This is a genomic window from Paenibacillus sp. p3-SID867, assembly GCF_025142895.1.
Lineage (GTDB): Bacteria > Bacillota > Bacilli > Paenibacillales > Paenibacillaceae > Paenibacillus_AQ.
On record NZ_JAMBDM010000001.1, the window covers coordinates 76691 to 100789 of the forward strand.

The window sequence follows — 24099 nt, forward strand, 5'->3', positions numbered from 1 at the left end:
ATCAGCTCAACCCATTCAGCCTTTTGGCGGCTATCAAGGTATTCTGCATGAGCATCGTGATGGTCATAGGGCCCACGCCTCCAGGAACCGGAGTAATCGGACCGGACACTTCCTTCACGCTCTCAAAGTCCACGTCCCCGGCAAGCTTCCCGTTCTCCAAACGGTTCATGCCGACATCGATCACAACAGCGCCCGGCTTCACATAACTGGCATCAATCATATTCGCTCTGCCGATTGCAACGACCAGGATATCTGCTTGGCGAGCGATTTCAGCCATATTCCCCGTTCGGGAGTGACACATCGTAACGGTGGCGTTCTCGCGCTGGAGGAGAAGTGATACCGGTTTGCCAACGATGTTGGATCTCCCGATTACAACCGCATGCTTGCCTGCAATCTCAATGCCTGTCCGCTTGATCATTTCAATCACGCCGGCAGGCGTGCACGGCAGCAGACTGTCATCGCCTATTACGAGGTTACCCACATTAACTGGATGGAAACCGTCCACGTCCTTTTCCACTGCGATCGCATCAATGACGGCCTTCTCATGGATGTGCTTGGGCAAAGGGAGCTGGACCAAAATTCCGTGAATGGATTCCTGTGCGTTAAGCTTGTCCACGAGCGCCAGCACTTCTTCCTGGCTGGATTCCGCGGAAAGACGATGGACCTCGGAATAAAAGCCCAGATCCTGACATGCCTTCTCCTTGTTGCGAACGTAAACATGCGAAGCCGGATCATCACCTACAAGTACAACAGCCAAACCAGGACGTACATTCTGCTTGGACAATTGTTCTACTTCTAACGCAATCCCCTTGCGAATTTCTTCAGAAATCTGTTTTCCGCTAATTATCGTTGCTGCTGTCATCCTAATCTCTCCTCCATTATGATTGAATGATGCCGATTCAAGCTTAGCTTAAGCGTACAGATTAAGACTGACGCAGCTTCACCTTGACTTGATCCAGCTCCTGAATCATCCGGCCCAGTACACCGTTGACGAACTTCCCTGATTCCTCGGTTCCGAAATGCTTGGACAACTCAATCGCTTCATTCACAGCTACCTTGCCAGGCACATCTTCACGGGATGTCAGTTCATATACAGCCAGACGCAGGATTTGACGATCCACACGGGAAAGACGACTTACCTGCCAGCCTTTCAAATAATGAGCGAGCAGTTCATCAATCGAATCCTTGGATTCCCATGTTCCATTGACCAATTGCAGCACATACTCCTTCATTAGAACTTCGTCGCCGATGACCCGCTCGGTCTCATTTTCTTCGGCCGCTTCCGAGAGCAGCATCGACACGGCTTCCACACTGTCGACTTCGTTCATCTCCATCTGGTAAAGGCTTTGAACGACAATCTCTCTTGCTACACGTCTTTTCATTTTGTTCCTCCTGTGGACCCTGCTGAATCCATTTTTCTAATTAGTATGATCCATTTGCCGTCAAGACTTGACAACAATTAAAACGCCAAAAAAAAACCTGTGAATATCTCTCTCCGCAAAAAAGGCGCACGACACCTGTCCTCAGCATTTTTTCCGGAGAAAGCATATCACAGGGTTCATTTAAACGGCCGCCAGCGCTCGGAAAGCCATCGTCCCCATTCCTGAAAGTGGAACATGGAACCTTGCTTCAGATCCTTGCGCTTGCCAAATATATAGCCGATAAATACCACTAATGCAAAGAACAGCATATCCCAAAAACCGGATAATAAGTAAATCAGTCCGCACACAAGCCCGCCGGTCACCCCGGCAATTCTTCCTCTGTGACTCTCCCATATTTCTTTCCAAGGCATTGGGGAAGCTCACCTCTATTCCACGCGGCTCTTGAAGCTTGGTGCCTGAACCACGTTAGCAATATATACGGATACGGATGACACGGGTATTCCTGTTGTATCTTTAACAAAGTCGTGCACCTGCTTCTGCACTTCCGTTGTCAGTGTAGGAATGGATTCTTCACCATCAACCACGGCACGAATCGCAATATCAAGACCCGATTGAGATACCTTGATCCGGGATTTCAAATCCTTGACTCCCCGCACGCGCGAAGCCGCCTTCAGGCATAGATTCTCGATCGTCTCCACAGAGATTTGGATGTCGCCAAATTCCGTGCGCTGATCGATGGAATTCAGGTTCGAGCGATCGCGCCTTACGGAGATGAAGAAGAAACGGATGCTCAGTAAAAACAAAACCGCAGCTACGATAATTCCAGCCCAGAAAAGGCGTTGTTCCTGAACACTCGTCAATTCATACGGAACAGCGCCACTCAACAGGAGGATGGCAACTACGGATATAACACCGATACTTAAGCTGTAGATAAACAGCAAAAGTCTGTCCATTATTTTGGCCACGATTCAGCACAGCCTCCTTAAAAATTAGATGAAACCCTCGACATTGCTGCCCAGGGCTAGCCTCACACTGTTCTATTTCACGCGTTGAGCCAGATCCAATTCTTCCGTCTTCTCCACGGATTTCATGAAGTGAACATCATGAATATGTACATTGACTTCAATTACCGTAAGCCCTGTCATATTCTCAATCGAACGTTTCACGTTGCGCTGGATTTCTCCGGCTACTTCAGGAAGACGATGGCCATACTCCACGATAACGGATACGTCAACAGCAGCTTCCCGTTGTCCAACTTCCACTTTGACACCCTTGGATAAATTCTTGCGTCCGAGCAGTTCGGCAATGCCGCCTGCAAAGCCTCCGCTCATCCCTGCAACCCCACGTACCTCTACCGTAGCAAGTCCAGCGATAACTTCAATAACTTCCGGTGCAATCTGAATCTCACCGATATCTGTACGTTCAAATTCTGTAGGCAATGTTTCCGCCATTGTCTCAACACACCTTTCGGAATAAGTTAGCGGATGCACCCGAACTGCATAAGGCATGCGCTCTTATTACTCATACTATACCATTTGGCCAAGTTTATGACAAACTTGGCCAAAGGTTTCAAATCTCATTTTCTTCCAAAAATTTAATGTCAAAGTCACCCTTCAAGAAGGTAGGATGGTTCATCAGTTTCTGATGGAACGGGATGGTTGAATAGATCCCTTCAATCTCGAATTCGGCCAAAGCGCGCTTCATCTTCGCGATCGCTTCATCGCGGGTCGGCGCCCATACAATCAGCTTGGCAATCATCGAATCATAATAAGGCGAAATGGTATAACCGGGATATGCCGCACTGTCTACCCGCACGCCAGGACCTCCCGGAGGCAAATAGAACTGAATAGTTCCAGGGGCAGGCATAAAGCCCTTGTCCGGATTCTCGGCATTAATCCGACACTCAATGGACCAGCCATTAATAACGACTTCTTCTTGAGTGAAAGAGAGCGTGTGACCCTCCGCAACGGAGATCATTTCCTTAATCAGATCAACCCCGGTCACCATCTCGGTCACTGGATGCTCTACTTGAATCCGCGTATTCATCTCCATGAAGTAGAACTGACCGTCCTGACCGAGCAAAAATTCAAGCGTACCTGCACCGGAATAATTAACGGCCTTCGCGGCGCGAACGGCGGCTTCGCCCATCCGGCTGCGTACCTCTTCACTTAGCACCGGACAAGGAGCTTCCTCAACCAGCTTTTGTCTCCGTCGCTGCACAGAACAGTCACGCTCCCCGAGATGCACGGCGTTGCCATGTTTGTCGGCGATAATTTGAATCTCTACATGCTTCATGCGGGTCAGATATTTTTCCAGATATACGCCTGCATTGCCGAAGGCCTTCTGGGCTTCCTGCTGTGCGTTTGTAATCTGTTTAACCAGCGTTTCTTCATCCTCGGCGATCCGGATACCCTTACCTCCGCCACCTGCAGTAGCTTTGATAATGACGGGATATCCAATATCGCGGGCAAGCATAACGGCTTCATTCAGATCCTCGACCAGTCCGTCGGATCCCGGAATAACCGGAACACCGGCATCCTTCATCGTCTGCTTCGCAACAGCCTTGTCTCCCATACGGTTGATCGCGTCAGCGGAAGGACCGATAAAGGTAATGTTGCAGGATTCACAAATCTCCGCGAAATCCGCGTTTTCGGCCAAAAAGCCGTAACCGGGATGTATGGCGTCACACTCGGTCAGTGTGGCCACGCTCATAATATTGGTAAAATTCAAATAGCTGTCTTTCGATAACGTAGGGCCGATGCAGTAGGCCTCATCCGCCAAGCGAACATGCAGGGATTCCCGGTCCGGCTCCGAATATACGGCAACCGTTGCGATGCCAAGTTCCCGGCAAGCCCGGATGATACGAACGGCAATCTCTCCCCGGTTCGCGATAAGCACTTTTTGAAATCTCATGCAGTAACCTCCTTCGGACTCTTGCGACTCTCGTTCTTGGCGAGTCCCTCCATATTACTCCGGCTTCACCAGAAACAGAGGCTGCCCGAATTCTACAAGTTGACCGTTCTGTGCGAGAACCTCAACGATTTCGCCTTTGATCTCTGCTTCCAGTTCATTCATCAGTTTCATGGCCTCAATGATGCAGACCGTCGATTTCTCAGTCACCTTGTCCCCGGGACTGACAAACGGCCCGGCCTCAGGCGATGGGGAACGATAGAAGGTCCCTACCATCGGTGATACGATTTTATGTAATGAGCTGTTACTATCCTCCACTGAATCCTGCTGTGGTGCCGCTGCAGGTGCTTGATTCGCCGTATTCGGCTGTACGATCTGTGGTGCCATCATTTGCTGTGCCGGTATATACGCTTGCGGCGCTGCCTGATAGTTGTTAACAACCTCGGCTGCATTGGGTTTCTTAATGGATAAGCGTGTACCTTCGCTCTCAATTTCCAGTTCATGCACGGAAGTTTGATCCACCAGCTTAATAAGTTCCTTGATTTCGTTTAATTTAAACATTATCGACGTTCACTCCTTCACTTTCTTGGAAGCCCTTGCTTAGGACAGTCAGTCAATAGCTTAGAGTATTATATCACAATCGAGCGAAATAGAAAGAGCCCAAGGCAATCCTTAGACTCTTTCGGTTTATCGTATATCCGTGATTTATGTTGAAATCTGCAGACAAGCTTATGGCGCAACATATTGAACGGTTACTTTATCCGGCGAAACCTTCAATTCCTTCATCACAAGACTCACGATGCCGGCTGCACCTTTAGCATCGAGTTTTTCACTCAGAACGACCACATTATACTTCTCGCTTTCTTCCTTCACAACGGCGTTGCCGTATTGCTGCTGCAGCGCTTCTTCGATGCTGAGAATCACTTCCTCTTTCGCTTCGGCTGCTTTCAGCTGCTCGGTTGCTTGAGCTGTTTGCTCCGGCTTGTTCTCATGATTGTCGATCTTTGTCATTAACTCATCGTATAATTTCATATTTTTTTGTGAGCGGTCCAATTTATAGGACTCCAACTGGGCTGCTGCGGATGTTGCATTGGCCGCCACTTGCTCCAGCACTTCTTCATCCGATTTGTTACCGTTGCTGGTGCTGCTTGTGTCTTTGGATTCCTCGGCTCCCTCTTTGCCTGTGCTGCTAGCGTCTTTGGAATTCTCGGCTCCCTCTTGGGATTCCTTCACTTCCGGCTCTTCCATTTTACCGGCTTCGCCGCTGGCTTTTCCTTGCTCCCCTTGCTCACCTTGTGTTGCTTCTGCAGGATTTTCCGTTCCGGCCGCACCTGTATCGCTCGTACCAGTCCCTTGCTCATTGGCACCGGAATCACCGTCTGTGCCTTCTTCAAGCACTTCGTTCACAACCAGCTCGTCGCCAGTGCCTGCGGTTCCGTTTGCTTCTTGTCCGGCTCCCGGCTTCTGACCGTCCACTTGCGTGCTCTCGGCAACCGGCGGCGCTTTCGTGCCCGAATCGTCGGTGAATAAGTAGTAAGCTGACAGGATGACCATCAAACTAAGCATGGATACTAACCATATGGTTTGTCTTTTGTTATTCATTTGAACGTTTCCTCCTTTGAATGAAAACCTTGGCACGAATGATCGGATCATTCGATTGGCTGCGGTTATTCCTGTTTACGCGGGACAACAGATATACGATAAGACGGGACATTGAGGCCTCGCTGGATCGCATCCACGATTAAGCTCTTTACAACATCATTCTCGGCTCCCTTGGCTACGACGAGCACACCCCGGACTTGAGGCTTGATCTTCTTGGTGACGATTGGGGTTTCTTCCCCGGATGATTCATAGGTGACAATCTGGCCGTCACGCTGATAACTTGTTACATGGCGCTTACCTCCGTTAGCATCGGTTTCCTCCGTCAGCTCCTGGGTATCTTTCATATCACGCTGGACGACCAGCTCTTCTGTAGATTCCACAGTCACCATGACATCGACAGCCCCAACCCCAACAATCTGTTCCAGCATGGTTTTGGTGCGCATTTCAAAATCCTGCTCGATACTTTCGAACTCACCGCCGCCGCTGGTTGAAGTCCCGCTTTGGGGCGTTGAGACCGCCGCAGACTCCGGCGGCGGCTCGCGACCGATATTCTCATGATCCAGCTTCTTCACATTGACGAAGGAGTTGAACAGCATAATCGCGACGCCGATCAGGCCAAGAATGATCAACCATCTGAAGGTTTGCATTTTTCTTGCTCCGCCAGCTCCTCCACCAAGCCATTGCTCCAACCGCTTCAACCAATTTCCCATCATCCTCACCTCCGCTACAGCTTTTTATCCTGCTCCTGCCCTGGCATATATATCGTGATCAGATCCGGCTCTAAATCCCACCGGCGGCTAATGTAATCCCGAACCGGCTCTGCTCTTGCTTCTTCGGCCTTGCTCACTGCTTCTGCATTCTCTTTCACCGCTGCCTTTCCATCCCGTTCCGACTGCATGGATTCAACATTCACCTGCACGGAATCAACGGGTTCTATGCTGATGGGCTCCTTATCATCCCTTTTGTCTACCTCTGCATTCTCCGATTCACCTCCAACCAGCCTTACGTCAACGGAGCGTATCGCAGCGCCTGCATATCCCTTGTCCTGCCCAGCAACTGCAGCCAGCACCACCTTGACCTCCTGGACCGTCTCCCCGGTTTCTGCCGCGATCTCTTCTTTCATCACCCGGGCTAATTCGTTGCCTGCCCACTGAAGGCTTTGACTCTGCTGCGTTTCCTTCAGCTTCTCGGCCTGTGCCAGAATATGCTCCAGCTGAACCTCTTCCGGCAGCCCTTTCTCCTGCCGCTCCAGCTCCATCGCCAATTGATTCTCGGGGGGATCCGTTATCAATGCGATAATCGGGCTAAGCAGCGTGAGCAGAATCAACAGGCTCAAGACTAATCTGGCATATCGTTCAAGCGCCTTGCCGGGCAGTATCAAATCAACGAAGGCTGCAAAGAGAACCACCATGATGACGCTTTTCAACCAACCTCCAAGCCAGTCCATTCGCCATTCCTCCTAAGCATTGGCCGCCTTCTATGTTCTGCCTCACCTCATCATGACGGTAATGTTGCCTGCCGTGAGCAGAATCGTTATGGCCAGGAAGAACATCATACTGACTGCGGCCAAGGCTGTAAAAACATACAGCATCGTCTTCCCGATCGTCTGCAGGCAGGTGCCGATCGGGGTGTCTCCTAACGGCTGCATGACGGCCGCCGCGATGTTATATATCAAGGCAAGCGTCAAGATCTTGATCGCAGGAAATGCGCATAGGAACAAAATAATGATGACCCCTGCCAGCCCGATGGAATTCTTGACGAGTAATGAGGCCGAGATCACGGTATCCGTTGCATCTGCGAACATCTTGCCGACTACCGGGACGAAATTGCCGGTTACATATTTGGCTGCCCGGATCGTCACCCCGTCCGTCACCGAGCTGGTCAGTCCCTGGACGGAGATGACACCCAGGAACACGGTAAGCAGCACGCCCAGAACACCCATCGAAATTCCTCGCAGCAGGTTGCCAAGCTGGGTCAGCTTGTACTTTTCGGATAGCGAACTAACCAGATGCAGCAGAGCCGAGAAGAACAGAAGCGGGAACACAACCGTGCTGATCAGCGTACCTACCGTATGTACCATGAAGATGACTAGCGGATGAGCCACCGAGACGGTCACCACATTCCCCATCGAAGCCATCAGTGCAAAGAGCAGGGGAAGCATCGCCATCATGAAATCGATCATTTGGGTAATGGCGTCCCGGGCATATCCTATCGCGATGCTGAAGCTGTTAACGGCAATGACCAGGACAACCATGTAACAGATCGTATAGGCAACCCGACTCACGGTGCTTTTCTCAAAGGCCGTCTGCAGATTCTCAAGGATCAGACTCATGATGCTCAGCATCACGATGGTTGCCAGCAGCTTCCCGTTATAGAGCACCTCATGCCACAAATATTTTCCGATGCCGGACATAACCCCTTTGAAGCTAAGACCGTCGCCGCCCGGCAGCAGCATATCCATCAGGGACGGCGTCTTTCCATCCGGGAAGAAACCGCCGTAATCCTTCATGAGCCGGTCCCAGTATTTCTCGACCTGGTCTGTCGGCAGCTGCTGCGTCTGCTGCTCAACCCACTCATCGGCCGGATTTGCCGCGTCAGCCGTACTTATCGTTCCGCAGAACAATCCGGTCATAAACAACATCAGGATCAGTAGACGAAACACGGCCAAGCCTTTTCGAAGTATTACTCCTGTAACCATGTCCCCCCACCTTTTTCAAGCCGGGAGGAGCTTCAGGACCGTCTCGATGATGATCCCGATAATCGGTACAGCGAGCACCAATATGAGCACTTTTCCCGCCAGTTCTATTTTGGATGCGATCGATTCCTGTCCGGCATCTCGTACGATCTGGGCCCCCATCTCCGCGATATAGGCAATTCCGATAATTTTCAGAACGGTCTTTAAATAGATGATCTGGACACCGGAGTTCTCTGCCAAATCTTCCAGCATGGATAAGACATTTCCGATCTTCCCGATCAGGAACAGGAAGATGAGGAGCGAGGTCGCCACTGCGAGAAGAAAGGCAAAGAGCGGCTTCTGTTCCTTGACAACCAAGATCAGCACGGTAGCGATGATGCCCAGTCCTACCACCTGGATAATTTCCATAAAGGTCCACCTACTGGAATAGAAAAATACTTTTGATTTCCTTGAGCAAATCGTCAAGCAGTCTGACGACCATAAACAGCACAACCACAAACCCGATAAGGGTCACCCAATGTGCCATATCCTCTTTCCCCATCTGTTTCAGGACCGTATGGATCATGGCAATGATGATCCCAATGCCGGCAATCTGGAAGATGGCGTTCACTTCAATGTTCATTTCCCCTGGCACCTCGCTAAAAGATCAAAATGACGATCAATGCTCCAATGAGCAGTCCCAGACTTTTGCTCATTTTTTCATATTTGACCTGGTCATCCCTTGCCGCTGCTTCTTCATGCTTGAGCTGTCCCACGGCCAGAGCGATATGTTTGATCTGGTCCTGCCTGTCACTGGTGCCAAGAACGCCGCTTAGCTGCTCCAACACCTCACGCTCGGCACTTTTCATCGATGTTCGTTTCCAGTATTCGCCCAGTGCCTTGCGGATGCTTTCCTGTGCGGATAACCCGTAGTCGGGCCTCATGTAAAGCGCGGCTGAGGCAAATAATGATCTGAGCGGTTCACGAAGGGAATCGCCAATTCGCTCCAGCGCATCGGGTAATGGCGTCAAGCCGTAGCTGATCTCCGTTTCCAGCCGTTGAAGCGCGAGAATGAGTTCTCGCAGCTGCCTGGGTCTTGCCGCGAATTGCTGGGCCTGATAAAATCCGGCTAAAGTTCCAGCTCCCAGCACGAGCACAGCCCCGACCAGTTTAAGCATAGGCATCACCGCCCGGCGGACCGGCTGCAGCCGTCTGAAGCGTTCGCTGACCTCCGTCATACAGCTTGTATGATCTGTGGTCGCCCGTTCTGTTAAGAACGGCATACATCTCAAACATCCGGTTCTCCAGAAGACCGGCGAGTGCTGGTCGCCCCCGCATATCTTGTATGGACGAGCCATGTGCCGTTGCTATGACGCTGATTCCCGCATGCAAGGCTTCAATGACGGCTTCCGCATCCTCCGGCCGACCGATCTCGTCCACAATCAGCACATCCGGGGACATCGAACGGATCATCATCATCATCCCTTCAGCTTTCGGACAGCCATCGAGCACATCCGTACGCGGACCTACGTCGAAACCAGGGACTCCGCGCAGACAACCGGCAATTTCAGAACGTTCGTCAATGATGCCTACCTTCATTCCCGGCCAATGCACGGCCGATTTCCCCCATTTGCCGTAACTGATCTGCCTCGCAAGATCCCGAAGCAGCGTGGTCTTGCCTTGCTGGGGCGGGGATAAGATCAGCGAGTGCATTACCCTTTTCCGTTTCCGGTCGAGTAAATGCGGGATGATGTCATCCGCCGCGCCCTGAACTTCCTTGGCAATCCGGACATTAAATCCGCTAATATCCCGAATGTGTTCAACCTTACCACCGCTGAGCACCGTCCGGCCGGTAAGCCCGACCCGATGACCCCCAGGTATCGTGATAAACCCTTTTCGCAATTCCTCTTCCATGGTGTAGAGGGAATGGTTACTGATTAGATCCAGCAACCTATGGGTATCTTCACGCGTTGGCTTATACGCTTCATCAGGCCGCAAAGTGAGCCCGCCGCGCCGGTCCAGAAAATGATGCTTGCCCGCCGAATTAATCTCCAGCGGACGTTCCTCCCGGATACGTACCTCCTCCACATGATCGAGAAGCTCTTTCGACAGGTTCAGCAGCATCCGTTTTACGGTCTCGGGAAACAGGTCTAACCAGTTCAATGTCATATCGATTTCCCCCAGGTTGTCCTTTTTGATCATCTTCTAATAAGAGAACTTCATATCCCATGTGTATGCTTGTACCTGAAAAATATGCAGCGAATCTATCATTTTTTTAAAACGCCGTATAAGAGACAGGAAACGCCGCACAAAATCCAGCCGATCTTCCCCCACGACAATTTATCCGCCATTCCCACGAGTCCGATCGTTGTTGTCAGAATCAAGATCAGCGGGCCCATAAAAGCCAGAGCGGAATTCACGGCCAGCGCTTTATCGACCTGGTTCAGGCGCAGCATGATGATGGCCGCCACAATCTCGAGACTGCCGGAGAAAAAACGAAGCGTGGCCATACTAGCGACAAACTTGTCCAGCATGCTCTATATCCTCCTTCTTCCTTGTTCACAAGTGTGATGTTTAAAAATATGCGAGGCACTCTCGTTTTATCTCTATTTTTTCAATTTCATAGAAGCGAACTTTGAATCTTTCGGACAACGCAAAAAATCCCGGTCGATATGGACCGGGATTAACTCTATTTAATATCGATATGATTGCATAAATTATTCCATTAAAAAACAGGTTATCGACGCACCTGCGGTCCGCCAACGGAAGCCTGCTGATCTGTATCCAGTCCGTACGCGGTATGAAGCGCTTGTACGACACCTTCCAGATTGGTTCCTTCAATGACACAGGATACTTTGATCTCGGAGGTGCTGACCATCTTGATGCTGACCCCTTGCCGGGAGATGACATCAAACATTTGCGCCGCCACACCCGGATGGCTGACCATTCCGGCACCAACAATCGATACTTTCACCAGATGATCCTCCGAGGTAACGTCACGATACGGAATCTTGCCGCGGATTTGTTCGATAACCGACAACGCACGCTCCCGATCGGCCAAGGAAACGGTAAAGGAAAAGTCTGCTTCGCCGTTCTGGACACCGCTCTGTACGATAATATCAACATCAATCGCTTCTTTCGCAAGCTCTCCGAACACTTGAGCCAAAACGCCCGGCGTATCGGAAACGCCCAGAATACTGATTCTTGCCACATTCTTGTCAAATGCAATTCCGCTGACAACCACACCTTGTTCCATGCTTGCTTCCTCCTTAACAACCGTACCCTCGTTATGATTAAAGCTGGATCTGACGACAAGCTTCACTTGATTATGCTTCGCATACTCAACCGCGCGCGGGTGAAGAACAGCTGCACCAAGATTGGCTAGCTCCAGCATCTCGTCATAGGAAATCTCCTTCAACTTCCGCGCACATTTGACAACCCGCGGATCTGTGGAGTAAATTCCGTCCACATCCGTATATATTTCACATACATCCGCTTGAATGGCAGCCGCAAGAGCAACCGCCGTGGTATCTGATCCCCCGCGTCCAAGCGTTGTAATCTCTCCGTCTTCCGACATTCCCTGGAATCCCGCTACAATGACGACATTCCCTTCATCAAGCGCTTTAAACACGCGTTCAGGCATAATATCTGTGATACGGGCTTTGCCATGCACCGCTTCCGTACGGAACCCCGCCTGCCAGCCGGTAAGAGACTTTGCCTTGCGTCCGAGACCGTGAATCGCCATGGATAGCAGCGATATGGATATCTGCTCTCCCGTGGTCATCAGCATATCCATTTCCCGTGCCGGTGGATTCTCGTTCAACAGCTTCGCCTGGTCAATCAAATCGTCTGTTGTATCCCCCATAGCAGACACCACGACTACACATTGATGACCTTCATCTTGTTTCTCTACAATTCTTCTGGCAACACGCTTCATACGTTCTGTATCCCCTACAGAGCTGCCTCCGAATTTCATGACGTACAGTGACAATGCTTCTTTCACTCCCCACTAATATCAGTATGTAACAGCATTCAGGTGGTTTCTCACTTTAAAACAGTATAATACGAAAGTGAGTCATCCCGTCAAGGCTTTTCAAGGCAAAAAGAACTCAGGTTTATGGCACCGGCTTTCGCCCATCGCAAAAAGACTCCCGTACATACGTACAGGAGTCCTCGTTGTTTAGAAGATATTGGCACCCGTCAATCGTTGAAGGGTCCCGTTTTAAAGCCTACTATGCACGGGAGATGTATTTACCTTCGCGTGTATCGATCAGAAGCACATCGTCTTCGTTAATGAACAGCGGTACTTGTACATTCAGGCCGGTTTCCACTTTCGCATTCTTCGTTGCGCCCGTTGCCGTGTTACCTTTGATTCCAGGCTCGGTTTCAACCACCTTCAGCTCGACGCTGTTAGGCAGGTTGATCCCGAGGATCTCGCCTTGGTAGCTGATGATGTTAACGTTCATGTTCTCTCTCAGGAAGTTAAGCTCCCACTCCAGCTGCTCGCTGGTCAAGCTGAATTGATCATAAGTTTCGTTGTCCATGAAGACATGCTCTTGACCGCTGGCATAGAGATACTGAACCCCACGGTTGTCGATGATGGCGCGGCCAATCGTTTCGCCTGCACGGAACGTCTTCTCAACGGTGTTGCCGTTGCGAAGGTTTTTCAATTTGGAACGAACGAAAGCTGCGCCTTTACCAGGTTTAACGTGCTGAAAATCCAAAACGGTGAATATATCGCCATCTACTTCTACGGTCAAACCTGTCTTAAAATCGTTTACTGAAATCACTAAGATTCCCTCCTAAGGATGCGGTCTAATTAATATAGTACACAATTTTCCTAAAGTGCAAGTTCAAAAAGCTAGCTTTTTGAACAGTCTCCTAAAGCACAGTGTAGTCTTTGGACGAGCTTGTTAGTATATGAATACCCGATTCCGTAATCACGATATCATCTTCAATACGGACACCGCCAAGCCCAGGCAAGTATATGCCCGGCTCCACCGTTACCACCATGCCCGGCTGCAGCACATCATCACTCAGCTTGGACAGTCTTGGAGATTCGTGAACCTCCATACCCAATCCATGCCCGGTGCTGTGACCAAAGTATTCCCCGTATCCATAACGGGTAATAATATCACGGGTTAAGGCGTCCGCCTCGCGTCCTGTCATGCCAGGTTTAATATGATCCAGTGCATGAAGCTGCGCTTCCAGCACGATATCATAGATCTCCTTCAGCTTAGGATCAGGACTTCCGAGCGCAACGGTTCTGGTGAGATCGGAGCAGTATCCGTCAAGCAGCGCACCGAAATCAAACGTAACGAATTCGTTCCCTTGAATCACTCGCTCGCTGGCAACGCCGTGCGGAAGAGCCGAACGCTCGCCGGAAGCGACAATGGTATCAAAGGAAGACGCGGTTGCGCCATGCTTGCGCATGAACATTTCCATCTCCAGATCAATTTCACGCTCCGTTTTGCCGGCAGCCAGAATCGTCAGCACATGGCTGAACGTCTGATCAGCCAAATCGGCAGCCCGCTGCATAATGCTCAATTCTTCCGCATCCTTGAATATGCGCAGATCCTCTACAAGACCTGAAACCGGCACCAGGCTAATTGGCGCGAGCTGTTCCGAATAGGTCGAAAATACGCCGTATGTAACATGGTCCTGTTCAAATCCAAGCGATGTTATTCCCTCGGAAGATAGCAATTCCTTGACCGTCTCCATAACCTTCGGTCCATGCTCAACCACTTGAAAGCCGACGGCTTGCTGTGGAGCTTGAGTCATATAGCGGAAATCAGTCAACAGATAGGCATGATCCCGGGTAATCAGCACGTAGCCGGCAGACCCGGTAAAGCCTGTCAAATATCTGCGGTTGATCGGGCTTGCCACCAGCATGGCCGTTAAGCCTTTAGTCTGAAGTTTCTCGCGCAGTTTAACCACTCGTTTGTTACTCATTCTAACCTCTCCTCTCACCCATGTCCAAGCCGGCTCAAGAAAAACATCTTCGACGTATTTCTAAGCAGCCAGTTACGGTTAGCTGTAATTCATCTGATAACAAAAAGCAACCTCTCGGTTAAAGCTTTCTAATATCTGATCGGATTAGCTATCCTTCTTGGTCGTTCAGGACTTGCAAAAGGGCCGACAAGCCCAGTGTGTAACTCGCTGCGCCAAAACCCGCGATTTGTCCGACAGCAACAGGTGCGATGACGGAGGTATGACGAAATTCCTCCCTGGCATGAATGTTCGATAGGTGAACTTCCACTGTCGGAACACGGGCAGAACTGATGGCATCACGTACAGCATAGCTGTAGTGAGTCAGTGCTCCCGGGTTAAGAAGTATGCCGTCCGCCTGTCCAATAGCTTCATGAATACGGTCGATGATAGCACCCTCATGATTGGACTGATAGAAGGTAATACCGATACCGGCGAGATCCGCCTGTTTACGCAAATTATCTTCGATCGCCTGCAGGCTGAGTGAACCATAAATGCCCGGTTCACGGAAGCCGAGCAGGTTTAAGTTCGGTCCGTTTATCACCCATATGGATTTCATAGGGCTTCCCACCTTTTCGTCAAATAACCAAAAGCTATTTTACCATAGGCGGGATAGGGTTGAGAAGTTTTTCTTAGCTAGCCCGTCACCTTCTTCGGTTCGCGCAGTTTCTCATCGGTGAATTCCTGTGCAGTCGTATAACCGATAAATAGTCCCCATAATATAAAAATACAAACCTCTGAGATGTTTGTATCCCAAGGCAGCTTCTTCACCGGGTCCGTCAGCCGAAGCCATGGATTGAGCGCGACAAACAGCACCGCCCACCATACGATTCCGTATGCTATCCCGGGCCATGGGCCCCTCAGCTTCCTGAACAAGGTGACATAGATGAGGGAAGCGATGACGGAAAACGCGATAAAGGACAGCCAACCGGCAATTTGGCCAGCTGTCGTCGCGAGGAACTCATGCTTGAAGAACGGCTCCAGCAAAAAGCCTGGCAGCACCTTCGTGAATTTTAGCCAGTAAAATATCCAATGCACGGCCCCCCAGATCAGGCCCGCATAATAGCCCAGCTCCAGGGCAAACGTAAACGGATTGGTGACCTGGTTCTGCTTGCGAAATTGATGTTCATGCATCTATTGATTCTCCTCTTTTTCAGTTATCGAATGCCCGCTGTTACTTCATTTCATCTCTGAAGGTAGTATGCTCCGCTTCCCCTGCCCTAATCCAACTAGAAATTACTTTCAAAATTCGATACAATAGTTCATAGAACGAAAAACATGTCAGGGAGGGTGAACTGGTTGTCCGATAAGTCAACCCCGATCAGCTATGGAGGCCAAGCTGTAATCGAAGGCGTTATGTTCGGCGGCAAACATGTGAATGTGACGGCCGTGCGGCGTAAAAATAACGAAATCAAGTTTCTCGAGGTGCCTCGCGAAGACAAGGCTTGGGTTCGAAAGCTGCGGAAGATTCCGCTTCTTCGCGGCATCGTCAGTCTCATAGATTCTACAATTAAAGGTTCCAAACATTTGAATTACTCTGCGGATGCTTATGCTGACGATACCCTGGAGCCGGAAGAACGTGAGAAACAGAAGGAGAAAGAAGACTCAGGCTGGAGTCTAAGCATGATCATCGGTGTAGCCGCCGTCAGCGTGCTTTCCTTCATATTCGGTAAGCTGCTGTTTACACTCGTTCCTGTTTTTGTAGAGGATTTCTTTTTTGGCGATACATTTGATCACTATATTGTGCATAACCTGATTGAAGGCGTCATTAAATTAATACTGCTGCTCGTGTATTTATGGGCAATCTCCCAGACACCTGTCATTAAAAGACTGTTCCAGTATCACGGTGCCGAACACAAAGTCATCAGCGCATTTGAAGCCGGTGAAGAGCTGACGGTGAAGAATGTTCAGAAATATACGCGACTGCATTATCGCTGCGGCAGCAGCTTCATGATGCTGACCATTGTTCTCGGCGTTGTTGTCTACTCGGTGGTGCCATGGGATACCATGACGCAGCGGGTCATTCAAAGAATCGCGCTTCTTCCGATCGTGCTTGGCGTTTCCTTTGAGTTCCTGAAACTTACCAATGCCATGCGAGACATGCCGGTACTCCGTTTCCTCGGATATCCTGGCCTGTGGCTGCAGCTTTTAACGACGAAGGAACCTACTGATGATCAAGTTGAAGTATCCATCGCATCCTTTAACAGAATGCGTGAGTTAGATGCTCAATACGAAAATGTTACAGTTCACCAATCTGTGACAGGAAGTGTGCTGGATCCCGCGAAAGGGTGATAATCCATGAGAAGGCATGCGATCATTTTTTGGACGGCGATCACGTTAGCCGCCATAGGGCTACTGGTATTCCTGTTAGACCCTGGATCAAGAATGAATATTATGATTCCACTCATTATTGTAGCTGTCGTGTATGTGCTCTATAAGTTCCCGCCTCGTCGTTTTAACAAGCGGCCTAAGGTGAAGCCTTCCAAGCGAACGGCGGCTAAGCTGGCGGCTAAACATAGCACCGCACGGAAGAGCAATCCAGCTGCAAAACGTAAACAGTACCCGTTTCAGGTTATCGATGGGCAAAAAGGAAAACCCGACCCATCCGATGATGTTCCTAAATATCACTAAGAAGAAAACCGTCCAACCGTGCAAAATCATGCCGGCCGGACGGTTTTTTAATGTTCGGATTTCCAGCGGGCGAAAAACATCGTACCCGCAGTTAACCCCGAATTGTATAAATTCTCGCTTTCCTCCTTGGTCAGATTAAAATGAGTGGTACCAATGCCAAGCGTCGGAATTTTAATCGTTCGATTGCGATTTTGCTGTTCAATATAACGTTCATCGTGAGCGGAAAGCATCGTCTCAAACATGGCGGTTAACATGCCGATCGGGCCATCAATCAAATGGGGCAAGTTACTATTCTTCCCGACCATTTGGAAGCCAAGCACTGGCAGCGGCTTAGGTCCCCCCTTCGACTCGCGATCAAAGAGCCATAACGGAAAGTTGCTGAGCAGTCCCCCATCCACAATGTATACAAATTGTTCGCCGAACGACTTGCCTTTAGCGGCCCTGCCCAATAAGCGAAGAATGACGGGATCGAAAAAATACGGAATGCTGCAGCTCATGCGCACAGCCTTGGCCACAGGAAATGTCGTAGGGTTTATGCCATATTGGCGAAGGTCGTCCGGAAGTACCAGCAGCCTTCCATTCGTAATGTCCGAAGCCACAATATACAGCTTGCCTGCCGGGATGTCCGAAAACGTAAATATCCCTTTGGCAAGCAGGATTTCCCGAATCCAGTTCTCCAGGGCTTCTCCAGAATACAGCCCCTTCTTAATCAACACCCGCAAGGCGGGACCGATAAACTTCGTATTAAAGATCGGTGCTCGCTGGAGAAACGAATGAAAGGGCGTCTCCTCAATAATGCGCTTGATCTCGTCTGCCCGGTAGCCTGCTGCCAGCACGGATGCCACGATCGAACCGGAGGACGTTCCGGCAACACGGCTGAATTCCATGCCGGCATTCTCCGCCGCCTTGACAGCCCCGGCAAGCGAGATCCCCTTAACTCCCCCACCTTCAAATACCGCATTGATTTGCATATAAAATCCCCCGCCTCACATGGTCTAATGACTATGTATGAGCGCGGGGGATGTTTCATACCTATGGGACGTGCCGATTTATCTATAATATGATTGCAATTGATCTTTAATGCCTAACGGATTACTTAAAATATTCTCTGCTCTAAAGAAAATGCTGCCTTTAACCTCGGCATAATTCTGATTGTACTTCAATTGATTGATGATCTCCGATGCGCTCTGCCAACCGATTTCGCTGGTTCCCAGTTTGTATGGAGCGTGACCGATCAGGAGATCTACGCCGGTTCCTTGTACTTCGCTGGCCCACCAGTCCACCAGCTTATCATAGTCGGCGGCCGGATTACTCATGCTCCAATAGATTTGCGGAGCCACGTAATCGATCCAGCCGTTCTGGATCCAGGCCCGCACATCAGCATACATGCTGTCATAAGCCGTCACGCCGGCTTTCGTATCCGATCCCGTCTTGTCCACGGACTGGTTACGCCATACACCGAAAGGACTGATTCCGTATTCAACGTCCGGTTTCACACGGTGAATGCTCTCACCGAGCAATTGCACAAATGCATTGATGTTTCCGCGACGCCAATCTGCAAGGTTTGCGTAAGCACCTTGATTGTATTGGCGGTATGCCGCATCATCTTTGAAGACCGTATTCGATGGGTAGAAGTAATCATCCAGGTGAATACCGTCAATATCGTATCCGTTCACGACCTCCATTATGGTATCGATGATATGCTGCCGAGCTTCCGGGATCCCAGGATTGATGTACAGCTGCTTGCCTGTGTTCACGATCCAATCCGGGTGGCTGAGCGCAACGTGGGATGGATCAAGCGATGCTGTCAAAATATCGGTGTTGGCCCGGAAAGGATTAAACCATGCGTGGAACTCCATATTCCGTTTATGCGTTTCCTCAACCATGAAAGCTACCGGATCATACCCCGGATCTGCTCCTTGAATCCCTGTCAGCACCTTGGACCATGGCACCATAGTGGAAGGATACAATGCATCGCCAGCCGGACGTACCTGCACGTACACGGTATTGATGCCAACTTCCTGGAGCGAATCCAGCAAGGCGATGTAAGATGCCTTTTGCTGCTCTGCGCTGGTCTTTGTTTTCGGCCAATCCAGATTGAACACCGTGGATATCCAAGCGCCTCTGACTTCATCCCCTGTGGATACCGGTGGTGGAAGAACGACGTCCGTGCCTGTAGTCAGCGAGATACGTTGTGCCGCTTGGTTCCATTCGACTTGCACACCCAGGTTCTCGCTGACAAACCGCAGCGGAACCATAACCCGGCCGCTCTTAATTTCAACCGATGCATCAAGTGCTACGGATGAGCCGTTCACAAGCGCGGTTTTGCTGCCGGATGTCAATTGCAGATTCGAGCCGTCCAGCCCGATATTTACTGTCTTTAGCTTCTGATTCCAAGCTACCGAAGCGCCCAGGCCTTCACTGATAATCCGCGTAGGAACCATGGTTACATTAACCTTCGGCAATATGTAAGGAGATACGTCACTGTTTAAGGTTACACCGTCCAACTGAATACGGATAGAAGCTGCCTTCGCTTGCGCAGTTGGGACCACCGACGGGAGACACAATAGTAACATGATCAGCACCAACAACCATCTACGAAGCTTCATTTCTATTAATCCTCCGAAAATATGAAATTTGCAGGTAATCTAACTTATTAATATAACACTGGAAATATGACGGTTCAGTTTAAAAAAGCATCTGTCACAAGCGGACAGATGCCACATTACGATTCGTTGACTAATTCGTTATGAACGTCACGCAAATCCTGAAGTCGATTCTCATCGCGCTTGAAATACTCCACAAGCGTCTCAATTCTCGTAATGGAATCCCAGCTTAAATGATGCTCGATTCCTTCAACATCCCTATAAATATTTTCATCCTGTACACCTATCATCTCAAGGAATTCCTCAAGCAAATGATGACGTTCCATGAGTCGTTTGCCCATTTTTTTGCCTTTGCTGGTCAAAACCAAACCGCGATATTTTTCATAGATCAAATATTCGTCCTTGTCCAGCTTTTGAATCATCTTCGTGACGGATGAGGGGTGAACCTCCAAGCCTTCGGCAATATCCGAAACGCGCGCATATCCTTTTTCGTCGATCAACTTGTAGATGCGCTCCAAATAATCCTCCATGCTAGGTGTCGGCATCTTATTCCCTCTTTTCTATAGTTACATAACCCGTGCAAAATCCTGTTTTACCTGCAATAGTAATGATACATGTTTTGGAGACCGGTTGGCAAGTCCTGGCCCAATCCTATGTAATAATGACTAATGAATTGAACCAGTCTTCCGCTCGATTTTAAAATTTCAGCCACTCCGGCGTAATGCCTTGCAGCCAAATCGTAATTTTGTACATTTGATCTGTAAAGAGCAGAACCCCCATCAGTATCATCAAGACGCCGCCGACTTTCATCAGCGTGCTTGAATACTTGAGAATCCAGCGGGTTGAGCCGATGAAAAAAGCCAGGATGAAAAAAGGCACTGCAAATCCCAGGGAGTACGAGGTAATCAGCGGGAACCAGGTTCCCGGATCGGAAGCTGCCAGCGCGATGATGGCCGTTAAAATCGGGCCGACGCATGGCGACCAGCCTGCAGCAAACCCGATGCCAAACAGAAATGTTCCTATGTATCCGGTCGGTTTGGATTTAAAATTGAATTTCCGGTCCTTCATTAAAAACTTGGGCTGGAAAATGCCAATAAGCATAAGTCCCATCACGATGATCAGCAGCGCAGACAGCTGGCGGATCAAGTCTTGATATTCCGTGAAGAACTCCCCGAACAGGCCTGCCCCCCAACCGAGGGTGTAATAAACAGCAGAAAACCCAAGGATGAACGCAAGTGTATGCGTCATGGTCCGGAAACGGACCTCCTTGCGGTTCTGTTCGTTCTTCAAGTCATTAACCGACATGCCTGTAATAATCGATAAGTAGGACGGGTACAGCGGTAAACAGCATGGAGATATAAAAGAAGCAAAACCGGCAGCAAATGCGATGCCGATATTAATATCAGCCATTTTATTTCAGAACCCCCTTATGTCGTAAAGCCCTTTTTGCCGACAAGCGTAATGATAAGCAGGCTGATCAGCAGCAGCACGATGGTCGCGCCGGGTGCCAGATTAAATACGCCCGCAAGCATCAATCCCCCGATAACGGCAATTTCGGAGATGATGACCGATAATACGATAGAGCCTCGGAAGCTTCTTGCCAGCAGTAAACTGATCGCTACCGGAATCACCAACAATGCGGATACCAGAAGCGCGCCCACAATTTTAATGGCAGTGCTTACGACAAGGGCCGTCAGTACCGTAATGATCATGTTCATCCATTTGACAGGCAGTCCGCTGACACTGGCGGCATCCTCTTCGAAGCTGAGCAGGAAGAACTCTTTAAAGAACATCACCACAACCGCAATGACAACGATGGTTACACCGCCCACCATATAAATATCCGTGGAATCCAGCGTGTAGATACTGCCGAACAAATAACTCATAACATCCGTATTATAGCCCATTCCCAGGGTGAAAAACAGCGAAGCAAGCGCAACGCCGCCAGACATAATAATGGCGATTGACAGCTCGGCATAACTTTTATATGCCTTTCGCAGCTTCTCAATCGCAAATGAGGCCAGCACCGCGAACACAAGTCCAGCGGCAAGCGGATATACTTCGATCAGAAATCCGAGCGCCACACCCGCAATCGTAACGTGCGACAACGTATCGCCGATCATGGACAGCCTGCGCAGCACGAGGAATATCCCGATAAGCGGGGCTGTAATGCCGATCAGAATCCCTCCGATCAGCGCCCGCTGAAAAAAATCGCTAAACAAAATATCAAGCAATGATAACGTCCCCTTCTCCTGCTTCAAAAAGCTTGTTTCTATACCATTATACGAGCGAATGCTGCAAATCCACTTCCGCGCAGTTTTCGATTTCATGAGAATGCCTTACAAAAAACTGAATTTTCCCGTTCTGCGATACCGGCGATTCTCCCAGGTAGTCTTTGACCATGTCCAAATCATGGGTGACCATCAAAAACGTCATGTGATGATGGGCATGCATATGGGTAATCAGTTCAAAGAATCCGGCCTGGGTCTCGGCATCAATGCCGATCGTAGGCTCGTCCAGTATGAGCAGATCCGGACGATTGATGAGCGCCCGAGCGAGAAACACGCGCTGCTGCTGTCCCCCTGACAGAGCCCCGATCCGCTTATCGGCAATATCCTGAATGCGCATCACTTCCAGCGCGTCCTCACATTTCTGGTGGTCCAGGCGGTTCAAACGGCGAAACATTTTCTTCCGATTATATAGCCCGGACATGACAACTTCACGCACAGTGGCCGGGAACAGCGGATTAAACGAATTTTTTTGCGGAACGTACCCGATTCGCTCCCAGTCCTGAAACTTACGGATCGGCTGACCGAACAGTTCGATAGACCCTTCGGCGGCAGGCAGCAATCCAACGATCATGCGGAGCAGCGTCGTTTTGCCTGCCCCATTCGACCCGACAATACCTACGAAGTCCCGCTCTTTTATGGTGAAATTGAGATCCTTGATCACCTGTTGCTCGCGGTAATGAAAGGATACATCCTTGATTTGTACAATAGGTTGGTGGCAATCCTGTGCTGCCGGCTCCATAACCAGGCCGCCTTTCTCTCTGTAGTCTTTCTATCTAATATATGAACTTCGTAAACATTCATAACACGAAAGAAGAGGGGGATATGCTCCCCCATCTTCCTTATTGTAAAGCCTTCGTTAGATTTTGCAAATTTTTCTCCATCAGCGTGAAATAATTCTCACCGCCACTCGCCTGCTCTTTAGTCAGTCCCTCCACCGGATTCAATACCAAGGTTTCCACGCCTGCTTCATTTGCCAGCGTTTTGGCAAGTTTATCCGACACGAGCTCTTCGAAGAAAATATATTTAACTTCCTTCTCTTTCACCGTCTGGGTGAGGTTCACAATATCCTGCGCTCTGGGCTCCGCGTCCGGTGAGAGTCCCATAATCGCATGCTGCGTCAAGCCATAATCCCGGCACAGATATCCGAAAGCTTGATGGGATACGACTATGTCTTTTTTCGGCATTTTGGACAACTCGTTTGTGAAATCGTTATCCAGTTTGACCAGCTTCTCTTTCAAGGCTTCAAAGCGCTGTTCGTAACCGTCCTTATGTTCAGGATCCACCTCGACAAGGCTGTTCTTGATATTCTCTGCCATGATCAGAGCCGATTTCGGGCTTACCCATGTATGCGGGTCCGTATGATGAGTGTCGGTGCTAGTCTCGGCGGGCTCTTCTGCGTGGTCATGGCCCGCATGATCTTCTTCGGCGCCTTCTTCATGGCTGTGATCATGCTCTGCTTCCGCGCCTTCCTCGTGGCTGTGATCGTGCTCTGCTTCGGCACCTTCTTCATGGCTGTGATCATGTTCCTCTTCGTGGGCTGCTTCCCCGTGTCCATGACCATCGTCTCCCACAGCATCAATCAGCTGGATGCCGTGACTGACTTCAACCGGCTTGACTTGCGTGTCTTTATCAAGTCCCTTCAAAAATCCCGGTACCCAGCCTTCCAGCCCGGCACCGTTATAGAGAAACAGCTGGGCCTTGGAAGTATTCACGATATCCTGACTGCGCGGTGTCCAATCATGCGGCTCCACGCCCGTTGGCAGAAGATTTACGACATTGGCGTCATCCCCGCCAATCTCCTTCGTAAATTCATATATTGGATAAAAGGTCGTAATGACGTTTACCTTGCCCTCAACAATGCCGCCGCCGGATTTACTTCCGCATCCCGACAGGATAAGTACCGCCAATAAGATAGAGGTTACACTCCAGGTCCAACCGTTAAGTTTGTTCTCTCTCTTTCTCTTGTTCATGTTCATCTCCCCATATCCGCTCCGTTCAATTAATCGTAATCATTA

Annotated in this window: 30 protein-coding genes; 2 read left to right on the forward strand and 28 right to left on the reverse strand. The window is 49.8% G+C overall.

Translation table 11 applies throughout. From position 1 onward, the window contains the following. Position 1: 1 nt before the first annotated feature. The 21 genes from folD to M4D81_RS00530 form a co-directional block, all read right to left on the reverse strand. On the reverse strand, positions 2-862 hold the full coding sequence (gene folD, locus M4D81_RS00430) for a bifunctional methylenetetrahydrofolate dehydrogenase/methenyltetrahydrofolate cyclohydrolase FolD (protein ID WP_100536241.1): 861 nt from the start codon (positions 860-862) through the stop codon (positions 2-4). 61 nt (positions 863-923) lie between these two features. Beyond that, positions 924-1382 (reverse strand): transcription antitermination factor NusB, encoded by a 459-nt coding sequence (gene nusB / locus M4D81_RS00435; protein ID WP_071223855.1) that lies wholly within the window; start codon positions 1380-1382, stop codon positions 924-926. A 176-nt stretch (positions 1383-1558) separates the two neighbouring features. Further along, entirely contained in the window at positions 1559-1792 is a 234-nt protein-coding gene (locus M4D81_RS00440) for a DUF2273 domain-containing protein (protein ID WP_006209372.1), read from the reverse strand. 15 nt (positions 1793-1807) lie between these two features. Then, positions 1808-2347: an alkaline shock response membrane anchor protein AmaP gene (gene amaP, locus M4D81_RS00445; protein ID WP_071223854.1), complete on the reverse strand. Its 540-nt coding sequence runs from the start codon at positions 2345-2347 to the stop codon at positions 1808-1810. 72 nt (positions 2348-2419) lie between these two features. Then, positions 2420-2833, reverse strand: a complete 414-nt coding sequence (locus M4D81_RS00450) for an Asp23/Gls24 family envelope stress response protein (protein ID WP_009591235.1) — start codon at positions 2831-2833, stop codon at positions 2420-2422. Positions 2834-2951: 118 nt separating this feature from the next. Further along, positions 2952-4295: an acetyl-CoA carboxylase biotin carboxylase subunit gene (gene accC, locus M4D81_RS00455; protein ID WP_260064019.1), complete on the reverse strand. Its 1344-nt coding sequence runs from the start codon at positions 4293-4295 to the stop codon at positions 2952-2954. Between the two features lie 54 nt (positions 4296-4349). Further along, entirely contained in the window at positions 4350-4853 is a 504-nt protein-coding gene (gene accB, locus M4D81_RS00460; RefSeq protein ID WP_071223851.1) for an acetyl-CoA carboxylase biotin carboxyl carrier protein, read from the reverse strand. Between the two features lie 168 nt (positions 4854-5021). Further along, the gene (locus M4D81_RS00465) at positions 5022-5894 is read right to left on the reverse strand and encodes a SpoIIIAH-like family protein (protein WP_260064021.1); all 873 of its coding nucleotides are present in this window, start codon (positions 5892-5894) and stop codon (positions 5022-5024) included. 65 nt (positions 5895-5959) lie between these two features. Next, positions 5960-6604: a stage III sporulation protein AG gene (gene spoIIIAG / locus M4D81_RS00470; RefSeq protein WP_201259460.1), complete on the reverse strand. Its 645-nt coding sequence runs from the start codon at positions 6602-6604 to the stop codon at positions 5960-5962. 14 nt (positions 6605-6618) lie between these two features. After that, positions 6619-7341, reverse strand: coding sequence for a stage III sporulation protein AF (gene spoIIIAF, locus M4D81_RS00475; protein ID WP_071223848.1), 723 nt, complete (start codon positions 7339-7341; stop codon positions 6619-6621). Positions 7342-7383: 42 nt separating this feature from the next. Continuing rightward, positions 7384-8592 (reverse strand): stage III sporulation protein AE, encoded by a 1209-nt coding sequence (spoIIIAE, locus tag M4D81_RS00480; RefSeq protein WP_260064022.1) that lies wholly within the window; start codon positions 8590-8592, stop codon positions 7384-7386. Positions 8593-8607: 15 nt separating this feature from the next. Continuing rightward, positions 8608-8997 (reverse strand): stage III sporulation protein AD, encoded by a 390-nt coding sequence (gene spoIIIAD / locus M4D81_RS00485; protein WP_071223846.1) that lies wholly within the window; start codon positions 8995-8997, stop codon positions 8608-8610. Positions 8998-9007: 10 nt separating this feature from the next. Further along, complete coding sequence (gene spoIIIAC / locus M4D81_RS00490) at positions 9008-9211, reverse strand: stage III sporulation protein AC (protein WP_007129715.1); 204 nt, start codon at positions 9209-9211, stop codon at positions 9008-9010. Positions 9212-9227: 16 nt separating this feature from the next. Next, a complete protein-coding gene (gene spoIIIAB, locus M4D81_RS00495) occupies positions 9228-9746 on the reverse strand; it encodes a stage III sporulation protein SpoIIIAB (RefSeq protein WP_216530914.1) in 519 nt (172 codons plus the stop codon). Beyond that, complete coding sequence (gene spoIIIAA / locus M4D81_RS00500) at positions 9739-10737, reverse strand: stage III sporulation protein AA (RefSeq protein WP_071223844.1); 999 nt, start codon at positions 10735-10737, stop codon at positions 9739-9741. Before spoIIIAA ends, spoIIIAB begins: the two co-directional genes overlap by 8 nt. Positions 10738-10835: 98 nt before the next feature. Then, positions 10836-11102: a YqhV family protein gene (locus tag M4D81_RS00505; RefSeq protein ID WP_071223843.1), complete on the reverse strand. Its 267-nt coding sequence runs from the start codon at positions 11100-11102 to the stop codon at positions 10836-10838. Positions 11103-11305: 203 nt separating this feature from the next. Further along, positions 11306-12559, reverse strand: a complete 1254-nt coding sequence (locus M4D81_RS00510; RefSeq protein ID WP_071223842.1) for an aspartate kinase — start codon at positions 12557-12559, stop codon at positions 11306-11308. A 241-nt stretch (positions 12560-12800) separates the two neighbouring features. Next, the gene (efp, locus tag M4D81_RS00515; RefSeq protein WP_009591242.1) at positions 12801-13358 is read right to left on the reverse strand and encodes an elongation factor P; all 558 of its coding nucleotides are present in this window, start codon (positions 13356-13358) and stop codon (positions 12801-12803) included. Between the two features lie 91 nt (positions 13359-13449). Then, on the reverse strand, positions 13450-14520 hold the full coding sequence (locus tag M4D81_RS00520; RefSeq protein WP_071223841.1) for a M24 family metallopeptidase: 1071 nt from the start codon (positions 14518-14520) through the stop codon (positions 13450-13452). 148 nt (positions 14521-14668) lie between these two features. After that, positions 14669-15115 carry a type II 3-dehydroquinate dehydratase gene (gene aroQ, locus M4D81_RS00525; protein ID WP_071223839.1) on the reverse strand — a complete coding sequence of 149 codons (447 nt, stop codon included), beginning with the start codon at positions 15113-15115 and terminating at the stop codon, positions 14669-14671. A gap of 77 nt (positions 15116-15192) precedes the next feature. Further along, the gene (locus M4D81_RS00530; RefSeq protein WP_260064024.1) at positions 15193-15690 is read right to left on the reverse strand and encodes a YqhR family membrane protein; all 498 of its coding nucleotides are present in this window, start codon (positions 15688-15690) and stop codon (positions 15193-15195) included. 165 nt (positions 15691-15855) lie between these two features. Here M4D81_RS00530 and M4D81_RS00535 point away from each other — a divergent pair, with 165 nt between their 5' ends. Together M4D81_RS00535 and M4D81_RS00540 are read left to right on the forward strand one after the other, a co-directional pair. Then, complete coding sequence (locus M4D81_RS00535) at positions 15856-16848, forward strand: DUF1385 domain-containing protein (protein ID WP_071223837.1); 993 nt, start codon at positions 15856-15858, stop codon at positions 16846-16848. Positions 16849-16854: 6 nt separating this feature from the next. Continuing rightward, on the forward strand, positions 16855-17187 hold the full coding sequence (locus M4D81_RS00540; protein WP_071223836.1) for a hypothetical protein: 333 nt from the start codon (positions 16855-16857) through the stop codon (positions 17185-17187). A gap of 47 nt (positions 17188-17234) precedes the next feature. On the opposite strand, the gene M4D81_RS00545 is transcribed toward M4D81_RS00540, so the two are convergent. The 7 genes from M4D81_RS00545 to M4D81_RS00575 form a co-directional block, all read right to left on the reverse strand. Beyond that, positions 17235-18158, reverse strand: a complete 924-nt coding sequence (locus tag M4D81_RS00545; RefSeq protein WP_260064025.1) for a patatin-like phospholipase family protein — start codon at positions 18156-18158, stop codon at positions 17235-17237. 78 nt (positions 18159-18236) lie between these two features. Next, the gene (locus tag M4D81_RS00550; RefSeq protein WP_260064027.1) at positions 18237-19796 is read right to left on the reverse strand and encodes a family 10 glycosylhydrolase; all 1560 of its coding nucleotides are present in this window, start codon (positions 19794-19796) and stop codon (positions 18237-18239) included. Between the two features lie 116 nt (positions 19797-19912). Next, positions 19913-20338 (reverse strand): transcriptional regulator MntR, encoded by a 426-nt coding sequence (gene mntR / locus M4D81_RS00555; protein ID WP_009591262.1) that lies wholly within the window; start codon positions 20336-20338, stop codon positions 19913-19915. Between the two features lie 151 nt (positions 20339-20489). After that, complete coding sequence (locus M4D81_RS00560; RefSeq protein ID WP_009591263.1) at positions 20490-21203, reverse strand: cytochrome c biogenesis CcdA family protein; 714 nt, start codon at positions 21201-21203, stop codon at positions 20490-20492. A gap of 17 nt (positions 21204-21220) precedes the next feature. Beyond that, positions 21221-22027, reverse strand: a complete 807-nt coding sequence (locus tag M4D81_RS00565) for a metal ABC transporter permease (RefSeq protein ID WP_071223832.1) — start codon at positions 22025-22027, stop codon at positions 21221-21223. A gap of 46 nt (positions 22028-22073) precedes the next feature. Continuing rightward, on the reverse strand, positions 22074-22823 hold the full coding sequence (locus M4D81_RS00570; RefSeq protein WP_071223831.1) for a metal ABC transporter ATP-binding protein: 750 nt from the start codon (positions 22821-22823) through the stop codon (positions 22074-22076). Positions 22824-22923: 100 nt separating this feature from the next. Next, the gene (locus M4D81_RS00575) at positions 22924-24054 is read right to left on the reverse strand and encodes a metal ABC transporter solute-binding protein, Zn/Mn family (RefSeq protein ID WP_260064029.1); all 1131 of its coding nucleotides are present in this window, start codon (positions 24052-24054) and stop codon (positions 22924-22926) included. Positions 24055-24099 lie beyond the last annotated feature (45 nt).